This is a genomic window from Chryseolinea serpens, assembly GCF_900129725.1.
In the GTDB taxonomy this organism is placed as follows: domain Bacteria; phylum Bacteroidota; class Bacteroidia; order Cytophagales; family Cyclobacteriaceae; genus Chryseolinea; species Chryseolinea serpens.
On record NZ_FQWQ01000003.1, the window covers coordinates 800,657 to 814,461 of the forward strand.

Below are 13,805 nucleotides of genomic sequence, written 5' to 3' on the forward strand. Positions count from 1 at the left end.
AAAGGAGTTGCATCATTTGATGCAACTCCTTTTCTTTTTGGTGAGTTTGGTGCGGGTGTGAGGGTTTGAACCGCCCTCCTTCGCTAAAGCTTCGGCGGGCGAAGCAAAGAAGTGGAGTCTTATGCTTTTAAGTACTCGATCGCTTTTAGCAGATCGTCAGGGGTGTCGATACCGAAGGTTTCTTTTGAGGTCTCTACGACGGTGATCTTAAATCCATTTTCCAGCCAACGCAATTGTTCCAGTGATTCGGCTTTCTCCAGGGCGGAAACGGGGAGTTGTGTTAGTTTTTGGAGGATGTCGGAACGGTAGGCATACATGCCGACGTGTTTGTAAAACCGGTGCTTCTCCAGCCACAGGTTCCGGTCGGTGTTGCGGATGTGGGGGATGGCTTCGCGGCTGAAATACAAAGCTTCGCGTGCTGCGTTCAACACGATCTTTACTTCGCTGGGATTGAAAAGTTGTTCCAGGTCGTCGATGGCTTTGATGAGGGTGGCGATCTCGGTTTTGCCATCGAGGGTGGCGGCGACGAGGTCGATCTGGTCGGGTTGGATGAAGGGTTCGTCTCCCTGGATGTTGATGACGTAGTCGAATTTTTCTTTTTGCAAGGCCAGGGCTTCGTAGCAGCGGTCGGTGCCGCTCACGTGGTCTTCGCGCGTCATGCAGACGTCGCCTCCAAAGGATTTCACATGATTATAAATTTCTTCATGGTCGGTGGCCACCACCACTTTCGACAAGCTTTTGGCGGCTGCCGCTTGTTCGCATACCCGTTGGATCATGGATTTTCCGTTGATGTCCACCAACGGCTTGGCGTGAAACCGCGATGACGCATACCGCGCGGGTATCAGTCCGATTATCTTCATCTATTGTTCTGTTAATTGTTTTACCTGCACACTGGACCCCGCCTCACCGACCACTTCCACCGGCGCGCCCCGGTCGATGTACTCGCCGCGGGTGAAGGCATCGTAGAGATGCCCGTCGATGATCACTTTGCCACTGGGCCGCAGCACGGTGTGGGCCGTGCCGTTCTTGCCTTTCAGGGATTCCTTGTTGAAGTTGCTGTTATAGCCTTTGCTGCTGTCTTGCGTGTGGGTGAGGGCCACGCGTTTGTAGAAACGGGTGTCGGGCAATTTGGCGCCGCCGATAAAAAATAAGATCACGCTTCCCAGCAGTCCGCCCACCGAGGCGGCGAGGGCCAGCAAGATGTCGTTCATCCGCACAAATTCGAAATCGAAATCTTTGTTGTTGATCATGATCAGCACCAGCGACCCGACCGTGAGCACGATCCCCGCGATGCCGGCCACCCCAAACCCGGGAATGACAAAGACCTCCGCGGCGATGAGACACATCCCCACAAAAAACGCGATGATCTCCCAGTTCTGCGCCAGGCCGTTGAGATAGTAGGGCACCAGGTAGAGGATCAACGCGATCACGGCGGCAATGGCTGGAAAGGCTGCGCCGGGTGCCTGCAGCTCAAAATAGATCCCACCCAGGATGATGAGGATGAGCACACCGCTGATGAAGGGGTTCAGAAAAAAGGCGACGATCTTGTCGGCCGCGCCCAATTCGTACTGATCGAGCGTATAATCTTTTACGTTGTTCTTTTTCAGGATCTCTTCTACGGAATTCACTTCGCCTTCACAATACCCGTTGTGTATGGCTTCCGAGGTGGAGAAGGTGATCACCTGGCCGATCTTTTTGATGCTGTCGATCTGCACTTGTTCGTCCACCATGCCCTCGGCGATGGTCGGGTTTCTTTTATTGACCTCGGCGGTCGAGCGCATGATGGAGCGCATATAAGACTGGTACTTGTCGGGAGCCTTCTGGCCGCTGCCATCCACCACGGTGGCCGCACCAATGCTGGCGCCGGGCGACATGTAGATGCTGTCGCAGGCAATGGAGATGAGCGCGCCGGCCGATGCAGCATCGGAGTTGACGAACACCCAGACCGGTTTTTTCACCTTCAGGATCATGTCCACGATGTCCTTGGCATCGGTGAGCACGCCGCCGTAGGTGTCCATTTCAATGATGATGATGTCGGCGTTTGTTTTTTCGGCATGCTCCAGGGCCAGCGACACGGAGCGGGTCATACGGGGGTCGATCTCGTCTTTGATGCCCATCACCATCACCCGCTTTTGCTGGGCCAGGGTGGAAAGAGACGACACGACCAGGAGGAGGAGGGCTAACCAGGGTTTTAGCGTTTTCATATCGGTGCAGGACTTTAAGCCGATAGCTATCGGCTCCGGTAAAGTATCGGCTCGATAAACTATCGTGTCGGATTCCGATAGTTGTCGGATTCCTGTTTTAATTTGCATAAAATTAAGATTAAACCGGTTGGGGCGTAGCATAGAACACAACTTTTCGCATGTTTTTGACGGCACCGTCTGGAACCTGCTCGCCTCCGAAAAACACGACGTGCTCATTGCCGAGGTGCGTAACCACGAGAAAAAGCAGGTTACGTTCTCCGCATGTCATTGCCAGACAGGCCAATTCCTCTGGCGCGACGTCACTTTCGATGAGCCTTGGTGGATCAACCTGGCGGGCGTGACCGGCGATGTGGTGCTGTTTACGTTATACCTGGAAACGCAGAATCCCGACCGCAAGGGCGTGTTGGCCTATCATCTCACCGAACAGAAGATCCTCTGGTGGAACAATGATCTCTCTTTGACGGAAGTGTCGGGGGCGTACGTGCGGGGCATCGCCTCCAAGTATGGTCACCGGGAGGTGGTGCTGGATGCGGCCACGGGCCAGGCTGTTGATCCCGCGCAGGCGGTCCAGACGCGTGTATCTTCGGCGATCCGGAGGCCGTATCAATACCTGGAGGAGAACCCGCACTTTGCCACGGTGAAAACATTTTTGGAGGAGAAATTCAATTTATCTCCTGTGGTGGCGTTGGAGTATCTGGAGCATGGTTCCTTGATTTTTATTTCCTTTTATCTCCGGGAAGAAGAATTGGCGAATTATTTGTTGGTGCTTTCCGCGGAAGGCGACGTGTTGTTGAAAGAAAAATTAGACGAACAGCGGAAAGGAATCGGTCTGGATACTTTTTTCATCCTTTCAGGTTGCGTATTTTTCGTGAAGAATACAAGAGAGTTGGATAGTTACAAGATCTATGATTAATGAATTGATATTGGCGGGTGTCTCATTTTTTCATCCGCATGTGCAGCAGGATTCTATCGGAACAGAGACCGTCAACGGCAAGATCTTCGTGCTCCACCAGGTAGACGAAAAAGAAACCCTTTACGGCATCTCCCGACGCTACGGCGCCACGGTCGAATCCATCATCCAAAACAACCCCGGTGTCGACGCCGGGCTCGAGATTGGCAAGGTGCTGCGAATCCCCTATACACCCCGCACCACGGCCAAGAAGGCTGACGGCACCACCACCACACACACCGTGGCGGCCAAGGAAACCATGTTTTCTATCTCCAAGCAATACGGCGTCACCGTAGACGAGATCAAACAATGGAACAACCTCACCGACAACAACCTTTCCATCGGCCAGGAGATCATCGTCAAGAAAAACGGCCACACCACCGCTGCAACACAATCTGAAACGCATGCATCTACCACGCCTCCAGTCGTTGGCCCCAAGAAGGGTGTTCACCTCGTAGCGGCCAAGGAAACCATGTTCTCCATCTCGAAGCAGTATGGCATCACCGTGCAGCAACTCAAGGATTGGAACAAGCTGGAAGGAAACGAGATCAGCATCGGCCAGGAACTGCTGGTAGCAGCTCCCGCACAGGCGCAAACCCAAACACAAGTTCAAACGGCAGTGATCCCTCCGCCGACGGATATAAAAAAGGATGAGACGGGCGTAAAAAAAGAAACTGAGACAGTAAAGACTGAGACGGTAAAGAGGGACCCTGTTGTTTCAACCCCGCCTAAATCCACCCCTGTCAAAGAACCCGCCAACATTACCATTTCCGAATCGGTGAAGAACACCGACGAGATCGTGCAAAGCGGGTTGGCCGAGTTGATCGAAGGCACCGATGGCAACCGGAAATACCTGGCCTTGCACCGCACCGCTCCCGTGGGCACCATCCTGAAAGTGAAAAATGAAATGAACAACCGCGAAGTCTTTGTGCGGGTCATGGGCAAATTGCCCGAGACGGCCCTCACCGACAAGCTGGTCATCAAGGTTTCCAAATCAGCCTACGACCGTCTCGGCGCCATCGACCCGCGCTTTCGCGTAGAGGTGACGTATTATAAGTAACCCCATCGCCGTTGCCTCGCCGTTGTTGGTGTTCCTTCGCCGTTGTTGGTGTTCTTCACCAACAACTCATCGGGCCTCGGGTATTGTCCTTAGTCAAGAATACATAGCCGTCCATGGGCGTACCCTGCATTTATTAGTGCTCGCCACCCAATGTTGTTGGTGTTCTTCACCAACAACTCATCGGGCCACGGGTATTGTCCTTAGTCAAGAATACATAAGCCGTCCATGGGCGTACCCTGCATTTATTGGTGCTCGCCCCCCAATGTTGTTGGTGAAGAACACCAACAACGGCGGCAGGCGGCTCCCGGTGCTCCCGCCCAACATTTTCGTCAGCCGGGACAATATTTTTCCTTTTTTTGCTTTAGGAAATGGAATGATTCCGCCTCTGCTCGCGGATGATAAACCTTGCACCACCATGAAGCTTGCGCTGCGTTCTGAACTCCTCTTCACAACGTTCACCGCCCTGTTGACCGTGACCCCTCTCGCCGCCCAGAACCTGGTGCCCAACGGCGGTTTTGAAGACTACGATCACTGTCCCGGCAGCTACACGCATGATAAAGCGGACTTCAAAATCCCCGGCTGGCACAGTGCCTCCGCCGGCACCCCCGACCATTTTCATGCCTGCAGCCGCGGCGAAGCCGGCGTGCCCTACAATTGGGCAGGGGTTGCCGAAGCCTACGAGGGACAAGGCTATACAGGCGTCTATGCCTGGTCCGACAACGGCAAGAGCTACCGCGAATACCTCCAATGCCGCCTCACGACACCCCTCGCGAAAGACTCGCTCTACCACATCGAGTTTCGCTATAAATTGTCTTCTTATTCAATGTATGCCATCGACCGCATCGGCCTGCACCTGGCGGACACCACGGCGACGCTACGGCACGACAAAGTGTTGAAGCTCGAACCCACGCTTGCCATCGTCCAGGATTCTGCTTTGACTTTGCGGACGGGCTATTGGGAACAGGCCTCGATGGAGTACCGGGCCAGGGGAGGGGAGAAATATTTGCTCATCGGCAATTTCTCTTCCGATGAAGACACGCGTTTCTACAAAATTCAATTTCAGCCCATACAAGAAGCCATGCTGGCCCACAGCGCTTATTACTACATCGACGATGTGCAGGTGATCCCGCATAACGCAATGCCTGTGGAGCCGCCCAGTGCTCCCGTGTTTTTGGCGGGCGAGGTGGAGTGGGACAAGGACTATGTGCTGCGAAACATCCAATTCGAATTCGATAGCTACAAACTCCTCCGCTCATCGTTTGAAGAGCTTGACCAGTTGGTGGGATGGCTCGAAACACATCCCGACACCAACGTCCAGTTTTCGGGCCACACCGACGATGTGGGGGGCGACCGCTACAACAAAGAACTCTCGTTCAAGCGCGCCCAGACAGTAGCCGCCTACTGCACGTCACAGGGCATCGCGCCTTCGCGGATCCGAATTTTTAGTTATGGAAAAAGCAAACCGCTGGTAGCTGCATCCACTGAAGAAGCCCGCCAGCTGAATAGGAGGGTAGAAGCGCGATTTGTGGAATGACGAAGCCCGCACGAACACGAGCCTAATCAAGAAAATTTATTCGACTGACACCATCTGGAACAGCGGCTTCATCTCCAGCGAATCGCTGTGTGCGATCTCTCTCAGATCGGGCTTGTTCCGCGTGAGGAATTGGTTGTAGTGGCTGGCGATAAAGTCGTATTCTTCGCGGTAGTTGTTCACCCGCTGGTCGGCTTGTTGGATATCGTCCACCAATTTTTGCAGGGTGGTGTTGTAGGTGAATTCGCTTTTGGATTCGGTGAGAGTGATCAGCTCGTTGATGAGCGATGTCGAGGCAAAATCATATTCTTCCACCACGTCGGCATTGCCCATGGATTTTTGCGTGTATCGCAATCGGTAAAGCTGGCTCAGTTGTTCTTCGTAGCCGCTCAGCACGTCGCGTTTGTCGGGGGTGGAAACAATGAGCTCGTGCAGCAGGTTGTGCATGGCTTTGAGCTTCTGGTTGTCGTCGTTGATCATCATATTCCACGACTGCAACATACTGTCTTGTAAGGACAGGTAGCGGTCGGTCAGGGAATCGATCTTTGTGAAGGTGGTGGTGGGGCCATCGGCCTTTTTTTCCCCGCAGTTCATCAACGCTATTCCGCAACAGGAAATTAAAAGGATGGGAAGGACAGTTCTCATGATTTACGTTTGGCTCCTGTTGGTCAAATACGTGGCAAAGAAATGAAATGTTATTTGCGTTTCGGGTGATTTGTAATATATGTATGGTTTTTTCTGATTTTAAAGGGGCTTAAACTGTTCAAACGACTCCTGGCAGTCAAAACAGTAGTGAATGGACCGGCACAAGGTTGGGCCAAAGACACTTTTCAGTGTCGTATTTGTCCCCTCACACCGCGGACAGGACACATGCTCCAGCACGTCCAGATCGGTAAAAACTTTCGCTGCCATGGGTGGCGCAAGCCCAAATTCCTTCAGCGCGCGCCGTCCTTTTTCCGAGATCTTGTCCGACGACCACGGGTCGCGAAAGTTGACCACGATGCGCACTTCCTTCATGCCCCGCTGCAGCAATGTTTCGGTTATTTCCTGCTTCATGATCTCCAATGCAGGGCAGCCTACAAACGTTGGCGTCATTTCAATATCCACGCTGTTGTTCTCCACCACCACGTCCGTAATTACCCCGAGATCGACCAGCGACAACACGGGGATCTCCGGGTCTTTCACGGCCTCGAGCCAGGTGTACACATCACGCGAAGTTATCGGAGAAGGTTTCATTTTTTATTTGTAAACAATGTCAAACGAACCGGGGATGATTTGGTTCAGGTGATGCTTCATGTGCTTCACATAGTCATCGGCCAGCCACTCCAGCGTGCGCAGTTGAACATCGTCCTTGCTGGTGTTGCAGGTGCGGGCATAATTTTCGGGTGGCATCGTGTGCAGTATTTCGCAGATGCGCTCGTTGGTCAATCGCCAGAGTTGGATCACGTCGTCTTTGGGTGCGTGGCCATAGGCGTTGGCATAGACCCAGAAGTCCTGGTGATAAACAATGTGGGGTGGGAACGGTTCGTACTGCCCGCAAATAAAACGGCGTAAATTATTTTGAGCCGAATCGATCAGGTGGCCGAGCACTTCTTTCTTGCTCCACTTGTGTGGCAGAGGCTTTGCGGAAAATTCCGGTTCCGGCAAGGCGCTGATCTTCGCGGTGTATTCGATCACCAGGCGGCGCAGTTCATCGATCGTATGTTTCATGTCCCTTTACTATAATTTTTAGCGCTTTCGCGCGATACTTCACCAGGAGGCCGTGGGGTCGATGCGGAACACTTCGCCCATTTCATCCAGCAGCGGGGTGAGGTGTTCGCTGTGTTTTCCCTGGCGCCCACCCAAAACCGGCGCGATCGTGTTCCATGCCGGCAGCGTCAGATCGGTTTGAGAAATGACTTCCTCCACTTTCGCCCTCCAGCGTTCCTGCAACACGTCCTCGCCTTCGAAGATGCCGTCGGCAGCCAATTCTTTTTCAAACGGCGATCGTTCAAAGATGCCCAACGCATAGGGCAGAGCAAACGCCAGTGAATGTTGCAAACGGGAAATGCTTTCTTCGGTTGCAGTGCCCAATTGTTTTATCCACGTGTTGGCATGCAGGGTGTGGTAACGTAGCTCGCCGTGGATTTTGTGCGCCAGTTGTGCCAGGGGCTCAAAGGAGGATTTTCGCAACAGCTCGAACCGGATAGATTCGGCCGTGTCGTATAAAAAGTGACGGATCAGGCTAAAGTCGTATTCGCCGTTGGGAAGCTCCACAAAGATGCAATTGTGAAACTGGCCGGCCGGCCGCAGAAAGGCCACTTCATCCGGAGCGGGCTGGCCCAGGCTGTGTAACAGTTCGTACAAGGCCTGGCTGTGGCCCACCTTGTCTTGCGCCATCGAGGAAAACGCAATGTCTTCTTCCAGCAACGGCCCAAAGCCCGTCCATTCGGAATTCCGGTGGCCGAGGATGAGTTGATCGTCGGCCATTTTAAAAAGTAGTTCGGTCAGTGCCGGTGTGTTCATAAGCTTCGGGGAATACAAATCTATTTTGAGCGTTCTAGAAATTCTTTCAGTTTGTCGCCGCCTTTATAGTCACCGGCGTCGCGGAATTTTTTTTCCGGAAGGGTCTGCCAAAAATCGTTTTCGTCGGGGGAAGTAAACCGGATGTCACTAGTGCGCACCGCCCACACATTGAACACGACGGCGCCGCTGTTGAAGCGCTCGCGGGCGCGCAGCATGGCGCGCGCAGCATCGGTCGCCTGCACCGTTCCCACGTGCACCGGCTGCTTGCCGCGTTTCAGCAGGTGATAGATTTCAAACGATTCTTCTTTTCCATTACCGTTTTTTGCGTCAGGCAGCACGTCGTACACATTTTGATTTCCTTCCGTCACCGCCGAAACAAAGACGTTGTCTGTTTCCACCACATAGAGCGACACGCATGTGAAGCGCCGCGTAAACGTTTCCTTGGCCAACACAAACGCCATTTCCAGATTCGGTGCATGCACGGCGCCTTCGTGCTGAAACGGTTTGCCTTCTTTGGGTTGCACAAAAACTTCGAACGTTCCGAATTGATCCAAGGGTGAGGGCGCTCCCACAGCGGCGGGAATAGGCAATCGTTCTACGCGTGGATCAAGGGATTTCATATTACGGATACATTATTTTTTTAAGTTTCATGCCGGATCATCCTTCAGGGTTTTCCGCTCGTGTATTTTTAAAACTTTACGCCTGCAATTGGTGTTACCTTTCATGCTACCACCCGTGCGCGTATGAAATACCTGGACTTTCTTTGGGCTTTGGATTTGCTTTATCGCTACTATCCGAAATATCACTCCAACGAATTGCTGTTGCTGGCCGATGATATCTGGAAGTGGATCAACAACGAACTCCCTGAAGACAGTAGCAGCCTCATTTATTTGAAGAGCTGTTTCGAATCGCCCTACGAAGCGTTCACTGCCGTTTGGAAAGAGATTTTGCTGCTGGCCGGCCCGTTCTCGCGAAACAATTAAGCCTCACACCAAGGGTTCTACATATTTCATCGTCGCCGATCGCAAGGCTTCCCGCACCCATCTTCCACGAGTTTCTGCCACTCTCCGTACTTCCAATCGCTCCTTGTTGCACGGCCCATCGCCGTTGATCACGCGTTTGAATTCCTCCCAGTCGGGTTCGGTGTATTCCCACCGGCCGGTTTCTGTATTTTTTCGCAGCGCCGGGTCGGGGATGGTAAATCCCAATTCCCAGATCTTGGGTACATACATGTCTAGGAACTGGTTTCGCGTGTCGTCGTTGGTGGCCATTTTCACTTTCCAGTTCATGAGCACCTGGGTGTGGGCCGAAATCTTGTCGGCCGGGCCAAAGAAATGCATCATGGGAGCCCACCAGCGGTTGATGGCTTCCTGGAACATTTCCCGCTGTTTGGGGGTGCCGGCGGCGAGGTAGATCACGCAGTGGTGGCCGTATTTGAGGTGGAATGATTCCTCGGCGCAAATCCGGTCCAGGGCGCGGCAATAGGGGCCGTAGCTGCCCTTAACGTTGGCCAACTGGTTCACAATGGCCCCGGCGTCGACAAGCCAGGAAATGAAGCAGGCGTCGGCCCAGGTAAAGGCCGGGTAGTTGAAGATGTTGGAATATTTGGATTTGCCCGAAATGAGGTCCTGGATCATTTGCTCGCGGGTCTTGCCCAGGGTCTCGGCGGCGCTGTAGAGCAGTTGGGCATGGCCCACTTCGTCCTGCACCTTGGCCATGAGCGCCAGTTTGCGCTTAAACCCGGGGGCGCGGGTGATCCACGTGCCTTCGGGCAGGGCTCCGATGATCTCGCTGTGGGCATGCTGCTCGATCATGCGGATGAGCTGCTTGCGGTAGAGTTGCGGCATCCAGTCGGCAGGCTCTATTTTTTCGCCCCGTGCAATGCGGGCCTCGAAAGCGGCGAGCTTTTCGGGGTCCTCAGTGGCCAGGCTGTCGGATGCTATCCCCTCAAAAGTATTTCCCCCACCGTACATAGTTTTTGACGTTTAAACATAGAAAAACCGTTCGTAGACATTACCCGGTCAAATCCGTGACCCCGGTAATAGCAGCGATTTTACAACATTAAAACGTTTGAACCAAACGATTGTTAGCCGGCGGTCGAAGTTGCCTTCAAGCCATTCACCAGCATGTCGGCCAACTGGTCGCCCAGGGCCTGGGGGTCGATGGAGGAGTCCGGATCATACCACATGGGCATCCAGTTGAGGGACGAGAACAGGGTCATCACGGCCAGTTTCTTGTCGATGGTGCTCTTGAATTCACCGGTGCGGACCCCTTCTTCGAAAATGGTCTTGAACCGGTTGATATAGTTGATGCGGAGCAATAAGAAGTCGCGTAAGTAGGGCTCGCTGAGGTGGCGATGCTCGTTCATGAAGACGGCCGAGGCGGTAAGATCTTTGGCCATCACCTGGATGTGGCCAATGATGCCGTTGCGCAGCTTTTCGCTGGCGGGCACATTTTGCTTCTCCACCTCTTCCAGTGATTTCCTGAATTCAGCGGCCATATCAAAGCAAAGGCTGCGGAGAATTTCTTCTTTGGATTTAATGTGTGAATAAAGGCTGGCTGCCTCTATGCCCAACAACTGGGCAAGATCGCGCATGGAGGCGGCGGCATACCCCTTGTCTTTGAAGAGCTCTGCAGCCTTCCGGATGACTTGTTCCTTCCTTGAAAGATTGGCGATGGCGTCTGACATACTCATTAAATAACTTAAAGTTAAAAAATTTAATCTGTTAATGAGCGTGAAATCTCAAAATGATATTAACCCATCACATTCGGGATTGTTCACCTTCATAAAACACAAACAATCGTTAGTGGAAAAAAAATCCCCAGGCGATTTATCACCTGGGGAGTTTCAAAGGGACTGAGTCCTTTAGTAGCCAGTATTCAGTAGCCAGTAGTTAGAAATTAATGCTCGCTACTAACTACTGGCTACTGGCTACTGAATACTGACGACTTATTCTAAAATATAACTCCGAAGCTGAAGGCATTCAGTGCGGGTCCTTTGCCTGCGGAGAATAACTCGTTCAGATCGTAGTTGAGGAACAAGTCGGTGGCACGGTAGCCGATCTGGAGGCGGGCGCCGTAGCGGACGCTGTTCAGGTAGAAGCTGTCGTGGTTCTTGTCCTTTTGCTTGCCGTCGTCGTGATAGACTTGCTTGGAGTGGCTGCCGATGCGATAGCCAACGTAGGGGCCAAGACCGATGCGGAACGAGTTGTCGTAGCCTTCCCAGATGCGCGACTTGCGGCTGTGATCGCCGAAGTCGATGATGGGCACCAGTGAGGCCATGACGTAGGACGCTGTGAGTTTGCTTTTGGTGAAGTTCAACTCGCGCGGGTCTTCCACAAAATGAACACCGATGTCGTCTTTCTGAATGAGCACCTTGTCGTTCTGGAATTTGAAGTTGTACCAGCTCACGCCCATGCCCCATTCCATGAAAAATTTCTTGCCCAGCCGCGTGCGTTGTATCGAGGAGAGGGCCACATACCACGATCCCCAGGGGCGAACCGAATACAGCGCGTTGTCGGCGTCGGGGAACTTGCCATTGTGCAGGTAGTTGTTGGTTCCCAGGTCGAAGTTGAACGATTGCCATGTGCGACCCCAGCCGCGTTCATGTACATTCACTTTCCAGTCGTCGTGATCGTCGTCGTCATCATCATTGTCGTTGCTGCTTGAACTGCTGCTCCAATTTTCTGTTGTCGGTTCGGCGGTCGCTACGGCGTTGGTGTTTGTGGAATCGTTTTTCGCGAGCGATGTGGAATCGCTTTTTTCAATTTTCACCAGGATGTCCTGGAAGAGTTGCTGGAAGTCGTAGTGCTTTAAGATATCCAGATCCTTGCGGTCTTTTACTGTGAAGATGACGCGGCTGGTCTTTCCCAGCTCGACGATCACCGTGTCGCTTTTTTGCTGGGCCATGCCGAAGGTAGCTGCGGCGCCTAGCAGTAGCGTTAAAAGTATTTTCTTGTCCATGTGTTTTTACTTGTTTTGTCCACGTTTTTCATTCTTAAAATTCAGCGCGAGAATTTCATTTTTCCGCTGCCGCAGACCGCCGAACGGATCCTGATTGTTTGTCAGGTCGTCTGCTTTCTTCAACAGCTTCTGAAACGTAGATGGCTTCTTTTCTTCAGAGGTTGCTTCAGCCAAAGCAACTTTATCCAAATATTTTTCCGACTCTGCTGCCGTGATGGTGATCATGATCTTTTTCGGAGCAGCGTTTGCAGGCGCAGTTGTTTCGGCAACAGCCGGTGCAGAAGCCTGTGGTGTTGAGGTCTCCATGGCCACGCTGTTTACAACGTCATTGGTATACGCCGGTTCGTTGGGGATGACGTCGGTGGACGCCGGTGCTTCTTTCTTTTCTGCCTGACGCGGAAGTTCTTTTTTAGGTGTGCCAGTGACCGCGTGATTTCTTTTTGATTCGAGCGCAACACCTGAAGACGCCGGATCTTTTTTCACTTGAGGCGAGATCGCCGGTGTAGCCGATTCGGTTGTTGTTGTCGGAGAGGTCTCTTTCTGAACGGGCTTTTGAGTTTTCGGTTCAGCGGTAGTGGCCGTTTGGTTGACGTCTGATTTGTTCATTCCCATCCAAAGGGTATAGCTCACCAGGGCGGTCAACAGGAGGGACGCCGCTATTTTCCACCATAATCCTTTATGTGTTTTTTTTTCAAGTTCTGCTTCGATCTTGTCCCAGGCCCGCGGAGGGGCCGGTTGTTGGTAGTTCTCCAGCTTGTCGCGGAAGAATTTGTCAGGTTGCTGATTCATCGCTGCTTAATTTTTTGTTCTCCACCCAATCTTTATCCTGTAATACTTTTTGCAAATAGGTCCGTGCGCGGCTCAGCTGCGACTTGGACGTGTTTTCGCTGATGCCCAATTGTTCGGCGATCTCTTTGTGGGAGTAGCCGTCGATAGCGTATAAGTTGAAGACGATGCGATAGCCGGTGGGGAGCTCCTGGATCATTTTCAGGAGGTCTTCGGCTTCCAGGTGGTCGCTCAGGCTGTTGTAGTCCGGTTCACGGTCGGCCTGTTCCAGCTCGGTTTCCAGGTACATCGAGCGGTGGCGGCGCAGATAGGTGAGCGCCTCGTTCACCACGATCCGACGGATCCACCCCTCAAAGCTGCCTTCGCTCTTGAACTGCGCTATCTTGTCAAAAACCTTCATAAATGCCGTCACCAGGATGTCTTCCGCTTCCATCACGTCTTTCACGTAGCGATAGCAGAGGCCATACATTTTTGACGAATAGGTGTCATAGAGCAGCTTCTGCGCGTTGCGATCGCGCCGAAGGCATCCTTTGATCAGTTCGTCTTCTTTTGCCCGGTAAATTTTGAATTGCATTTAAAGGGTTTCCAGCATCTAAGATGCAGCGATCGGGGCCGGGGTTGCGCGACGCCGGAAAAATTGTTTTCCGGGCCAAAACCCCGTAAAATACCTCAGCGCCTTAACCCGGATCGATGCGAAACGGTTAAGGCGCCGGTACAAAAATAGCGTTTACTAAAGTACCAGGCTAGCCAGGTACACGAGCAGGAAAAGGATAAAAATGATCATAACAACAGGGTTTGGGATTAGTC

The 13,805-nt window shown here is 52.7% G+C and carries 16 protein-coding genes; 4 read left to right on the top strand and 12 right to left on the bottom strand.

Annotated features, from left to right (window positions below; genetic code table 11):
• Positions 1–119: 119 nt before the first annotated feature.
• A complete protein-coding gene (kdsB, locus tag BUB30_RS23195) occupies positions 120–860 on the bottom strand; it encodes a 3-deoxy-manno-octulosonate cytidylyltransferase (protein ID WP_073138721.1) in 741 nt (246 codons plus the stop codon).
• Positions 861–2,204, bottom strand: coding sequence for an NfeD family protein (locus tag BUB30_RS23200; protein WP_073138724.1), 1,344 nt, complete (start codon positions 2,202–2,204; stop codon positions 861–863). It lies immediately after the preceding gene.
• Between the two features lie 127 nt (positions 2,205–2,331).
• Here BUB30_RS23200 and BUB30_RS23205 point away from each other — a divergent pair, with 127 nt between their 5' ends.
• The 3 genes from BUB30_RS23205 to BUB30_RS23215 all read left to right on the top strand — a co-directional run bounded on the left by BUB30_RS23205 (position 2,332) and on the right by BUB30_RS23215 (position 5,747).
• Positions 2,332–3,117 carry a DUF4905 domain-containing protein gene (locus tag BUB30_RS23205; protein ID WP_073138726.1) on the top strand — a complete coding sequence of 262 codons (786 nt, stop codon included), beginning with the start codon at positions 2,332–2,334 and terminating at the stop codon, positions 3,115–3,117.
• Complete coding sequence (locus BUB30_RS23210) at positions 3,110–4,213, top strand: LysM peptidoglycan-binding domain-containing protein (protein WP_073138729.1); 1,104 nt, start codon at positions 3,110–3,112, stop codon at positions 4,211–4,213. Before BUB30_RS23205 ends, BUB30_RS23210 begins: the two co-directional genes overlap by 8 nt.
• Positions 4,214–4,628: 415 nt before the next feature.
• Positions 4,629–5,747 (top strand): OmpA family protein, encoded by a 1,119-nt coding sequence (locus tag BUB30_RS23215; RefSeq protein ID WP_178377177.1) that lies wholly within the window; start codon positions 4,629–4,631, stop codon positions 5,745–5,747.
• A gap of 36 nt (positions 5,748–5,783) precedes the next feature.
• Here BUB30_RS23215 and BUB30_RS23220 read toward each other — a convergent pair whose 3' ends face one another.
• From BUB30_RS23220 to BUB30_RS23240, 5 genes are all read right to left on the bottom strand, one after another.
• On the bottom strand, positions 5,784–6,389 hold the full coding sequence (locus BUB30_RS23220; protein WP_143165049.1) for a hypothetical protein: 606 nt from the start codon (positions 6,387–6,389) through the stop codon (positions 5,784–5,786).
• Between the two features lie 99 nt (positions 6,390–6,488).
• Positions 6,489–6,980 carry a 1,2-phenylacetyl-CoA epoxidase subunit PaaD gene (gene paaD / locus BUB30_RS23225; protein WP_073138738.1) on the bottom strand — a complete coding sequence of 164 codons (492 nt, stop codon included), beginning with the start codon at positions 6,978–6,980 and terminating at the stop codon, positions 6,489–6,491.
• Positions 6,981–6,983: 3 nt separating this feature from the next.
• On the bottom strand, positions 6,984–7,454 hold the full coding sequence (locus tag BUB30_RS23230) for a DinB family protein (RefSeq protein WP_073138740.1): 471 nt from the start codon (positions 7,452–7,454) through the stop codon (positions 6,984–6,986).
• 39 nt (positions 7,455–7,493) lie between these two features.
• Positions 7,494–8,249 (bottom strand): 1,2-phenylacetyl-CoA epoxidase subunit PaaC, encoded by a 756-nt coding sequence (gene paaC, locus BUB30_RS23235; protein WP_073138743.1) that lies wholly within the window; start codon positions 8,247–8,249, stop codon positions 7,494–7,496.
• A gap of 20 nt (positions 8,250–8,269) precedes the next feature.
• Positions 8,270–8,869 carry a phenylacetic acid degradation b gene (locus BUB30_RS23240; RefSeq protein WP_073138746.1) on the bottom strand — a complete coding sequence of 200 codons (600 nt, stop codon included), beginning with the start codon at positions 8,867–8,869 and terminating at the stop codon, positions 8,270–8,272.
• 123 nt (positions 8,870–8,992) lie between these two features.
• Between BUB30_RS23240 and BUB30_RS23245 the strand changes: the two genes are divergently transcribed.
• On the top strand, positions 8,993–9,232 hold the full coding sequence (locus BUB30_RS23245; RefSeq protein ID WP_073138749.1) for a hypothetical protein: 240 nt from the start codon (positions 8,993–8,995) through the stop codon (positions 9,230–9,232).
• 3 nt (positions 9,233–9,235) lie between these two features.
• On the opposite strand, the gene paaA is transcribed toward BUB30_RS23245, so the two are convergent.
• The 5 genes from paaA to BUB30_RS23270 form a co-directional block, all read right to left on the bottom strand.
• The gene (gene paaA, locus BUB30_RS23250) at positions 9,236–10,222 is read right to left on the bottom strand and encodes a 1,2-phenylacetyl-CoA epoxidase subunit PaaA (RefSeq protein WP_084138324.1); all 987 of its coding nucleotides are present in this window, start codon (positions 10,220–10,222) and stop codon (positions 9,236–9,238) included.
• 113 nt (positions 10,223–10,335) lie between these two features.
• Positions 10,336–10,944 (bottom strand): TetR/AcrR family transcriptional regulator, encoded by a 609-nt coding sequence (locus tag BUB30_RS23255; RefSeq protein ID WP_084138325.1) that lies wholly within the window; start codon positions 10,942–10,944, stop codon positions 10,336–10,338.
• A 260-nt stretch (positions 10,945–11,204) separates the two neighbouring features.
• A complete protein-coding gene (locus BUB30_RS23260) occupies positions 11,205–12,212 on the bottom strand; it encodes a hypothetical protein (RefSeq protein ID WP_143165050.1) in 1,008 nt (335 codons plus the stop codon).
• A gap of 6 nt (positions 12,213–12,218) precedes the next feature.
• Positions 12,219–13,001 (bottom strand): hypothetical protein, encoded by a 783-nt coding sequence (locus BUB30_RS23265; protein WP_073138757.1) that lies wholly within the window; start codon positions 12,999–13,001, stop codon positions 12,219–12,221.
• On the bottom strand, positions 12,985–13,572 hold the full coding sequence (locus BUB30_RS23270; RefSeq protein WP_073138759.1) for an RNA polymerase sigma factor: 588 nt from the start codon (positions 13,570–13,572) through the stop codon (positions 12,985–12,987). Before BUB30_RS23270 ends, BUB30_RS23265 begins: the two co-directional genes overlap by 17 nt.
• Positions 13,573–13,805 lie beyond the last annotated feature (233 nt).

Coding starts and splice junctions, on each gene's coding strand:
- kdsB (WP_073138721.1), bottom strand. CDS start 860: ATGAAGATAATCGGACTGATACCCGCGCGGTATGCGTCATCGCGGTTT.
- BUB30_RS23200 (WP_073138724.1), bottom strand. CDS start 2,204: ATGAAAACGCTAAAACCCTGGTTAGCCCTCCTCCTCCTGGTCGTGTCG.
- BUB30_RS23210 (WP_073138729.1), top strand. CDS start 3,110: ATGATTAATGAATTGATATTGGCGGGTGTCTCATTTTTTCATCCGCAT.
- BUB30_RS23215 (WP_178377177.1), top strand. CDS start 4,629: ATGAAGCTTGCGCTGCGTTCTGAACTCCTCTTCACAACGTTCACCGCC.
- BUB30_RS23220 (WP_143165049.1), bottom strand. CDS start 6,389: ATGAGAACTGTCCTTCCCATCCTTTTAATTTCCTGTTGCGGAATAGCG.
- paaD (WP_073138738.1), bottom strand. CDS start 6,980: ATGAAACCTTCTCCGATAACTTCGCGTGATGTGTACACCTGGCTCGAG.
- BUB30_RS23230 (WP_073138740.1), bottom strand. CDS start 7,454: ATGAAACATACGATCGATGAACTGCGCCGCCTGGTGATCGAATACACC.
- paaC (WP_073138743.1), bottom strand. CDS start 8,249: ATGAACACACCGGCACTGACCGAACTACTTTTTAAAATGGCCGACGAT.
- BUB30_RS23240 (WP_073138746.1), bottom strand. CDS start 8,869: ATGAAATCCCTTGATCCACGCGTAGAACGATTGCCTATTCCCGCCGCT.
- BUB30_RS23245 (WP_073138749.1), top strand. CDS start 8,993: ATGAAATACCTGGACTTTCTTTGGGCTTTGGATTTGCTTTATCGCTAC.
- paaA (WP_084138324.1), bottom strand. CDS start 10,222: ATGTACGGTGGGGGAAATACTTTTGAGGGGATAGCATCCGACAGCCTG.
- BUB30_RS23255 (WP_084138325.1), bottom strand. CDS start 10,944: ATGAGTATGTCAGACGCCATCGCCAATCTTTCAAGGAAGGAACAAGTC.
- BUB30_RS23260 (WP_143165050.1), bottom strand. CDS start 12,212: ATGGACAAGAAAATACTTTTAACGCTACTGCTAGGCGCCGCAGCTACC.
- BUB30_RS23265 (WP_073138757.1), bottom strand. CDS start 13,001: ATGAATCAGCAACCTGACAAATTCTTCCGCGACAAGCTGGAGAACTAC.
- BUB30_RS23270 (WP_073138759.1), bottom strand. CDS start 13,572: ATGCAATTCAAAATTTACCGGGCAAAAGAAGACGAACTGATCAAAGGA.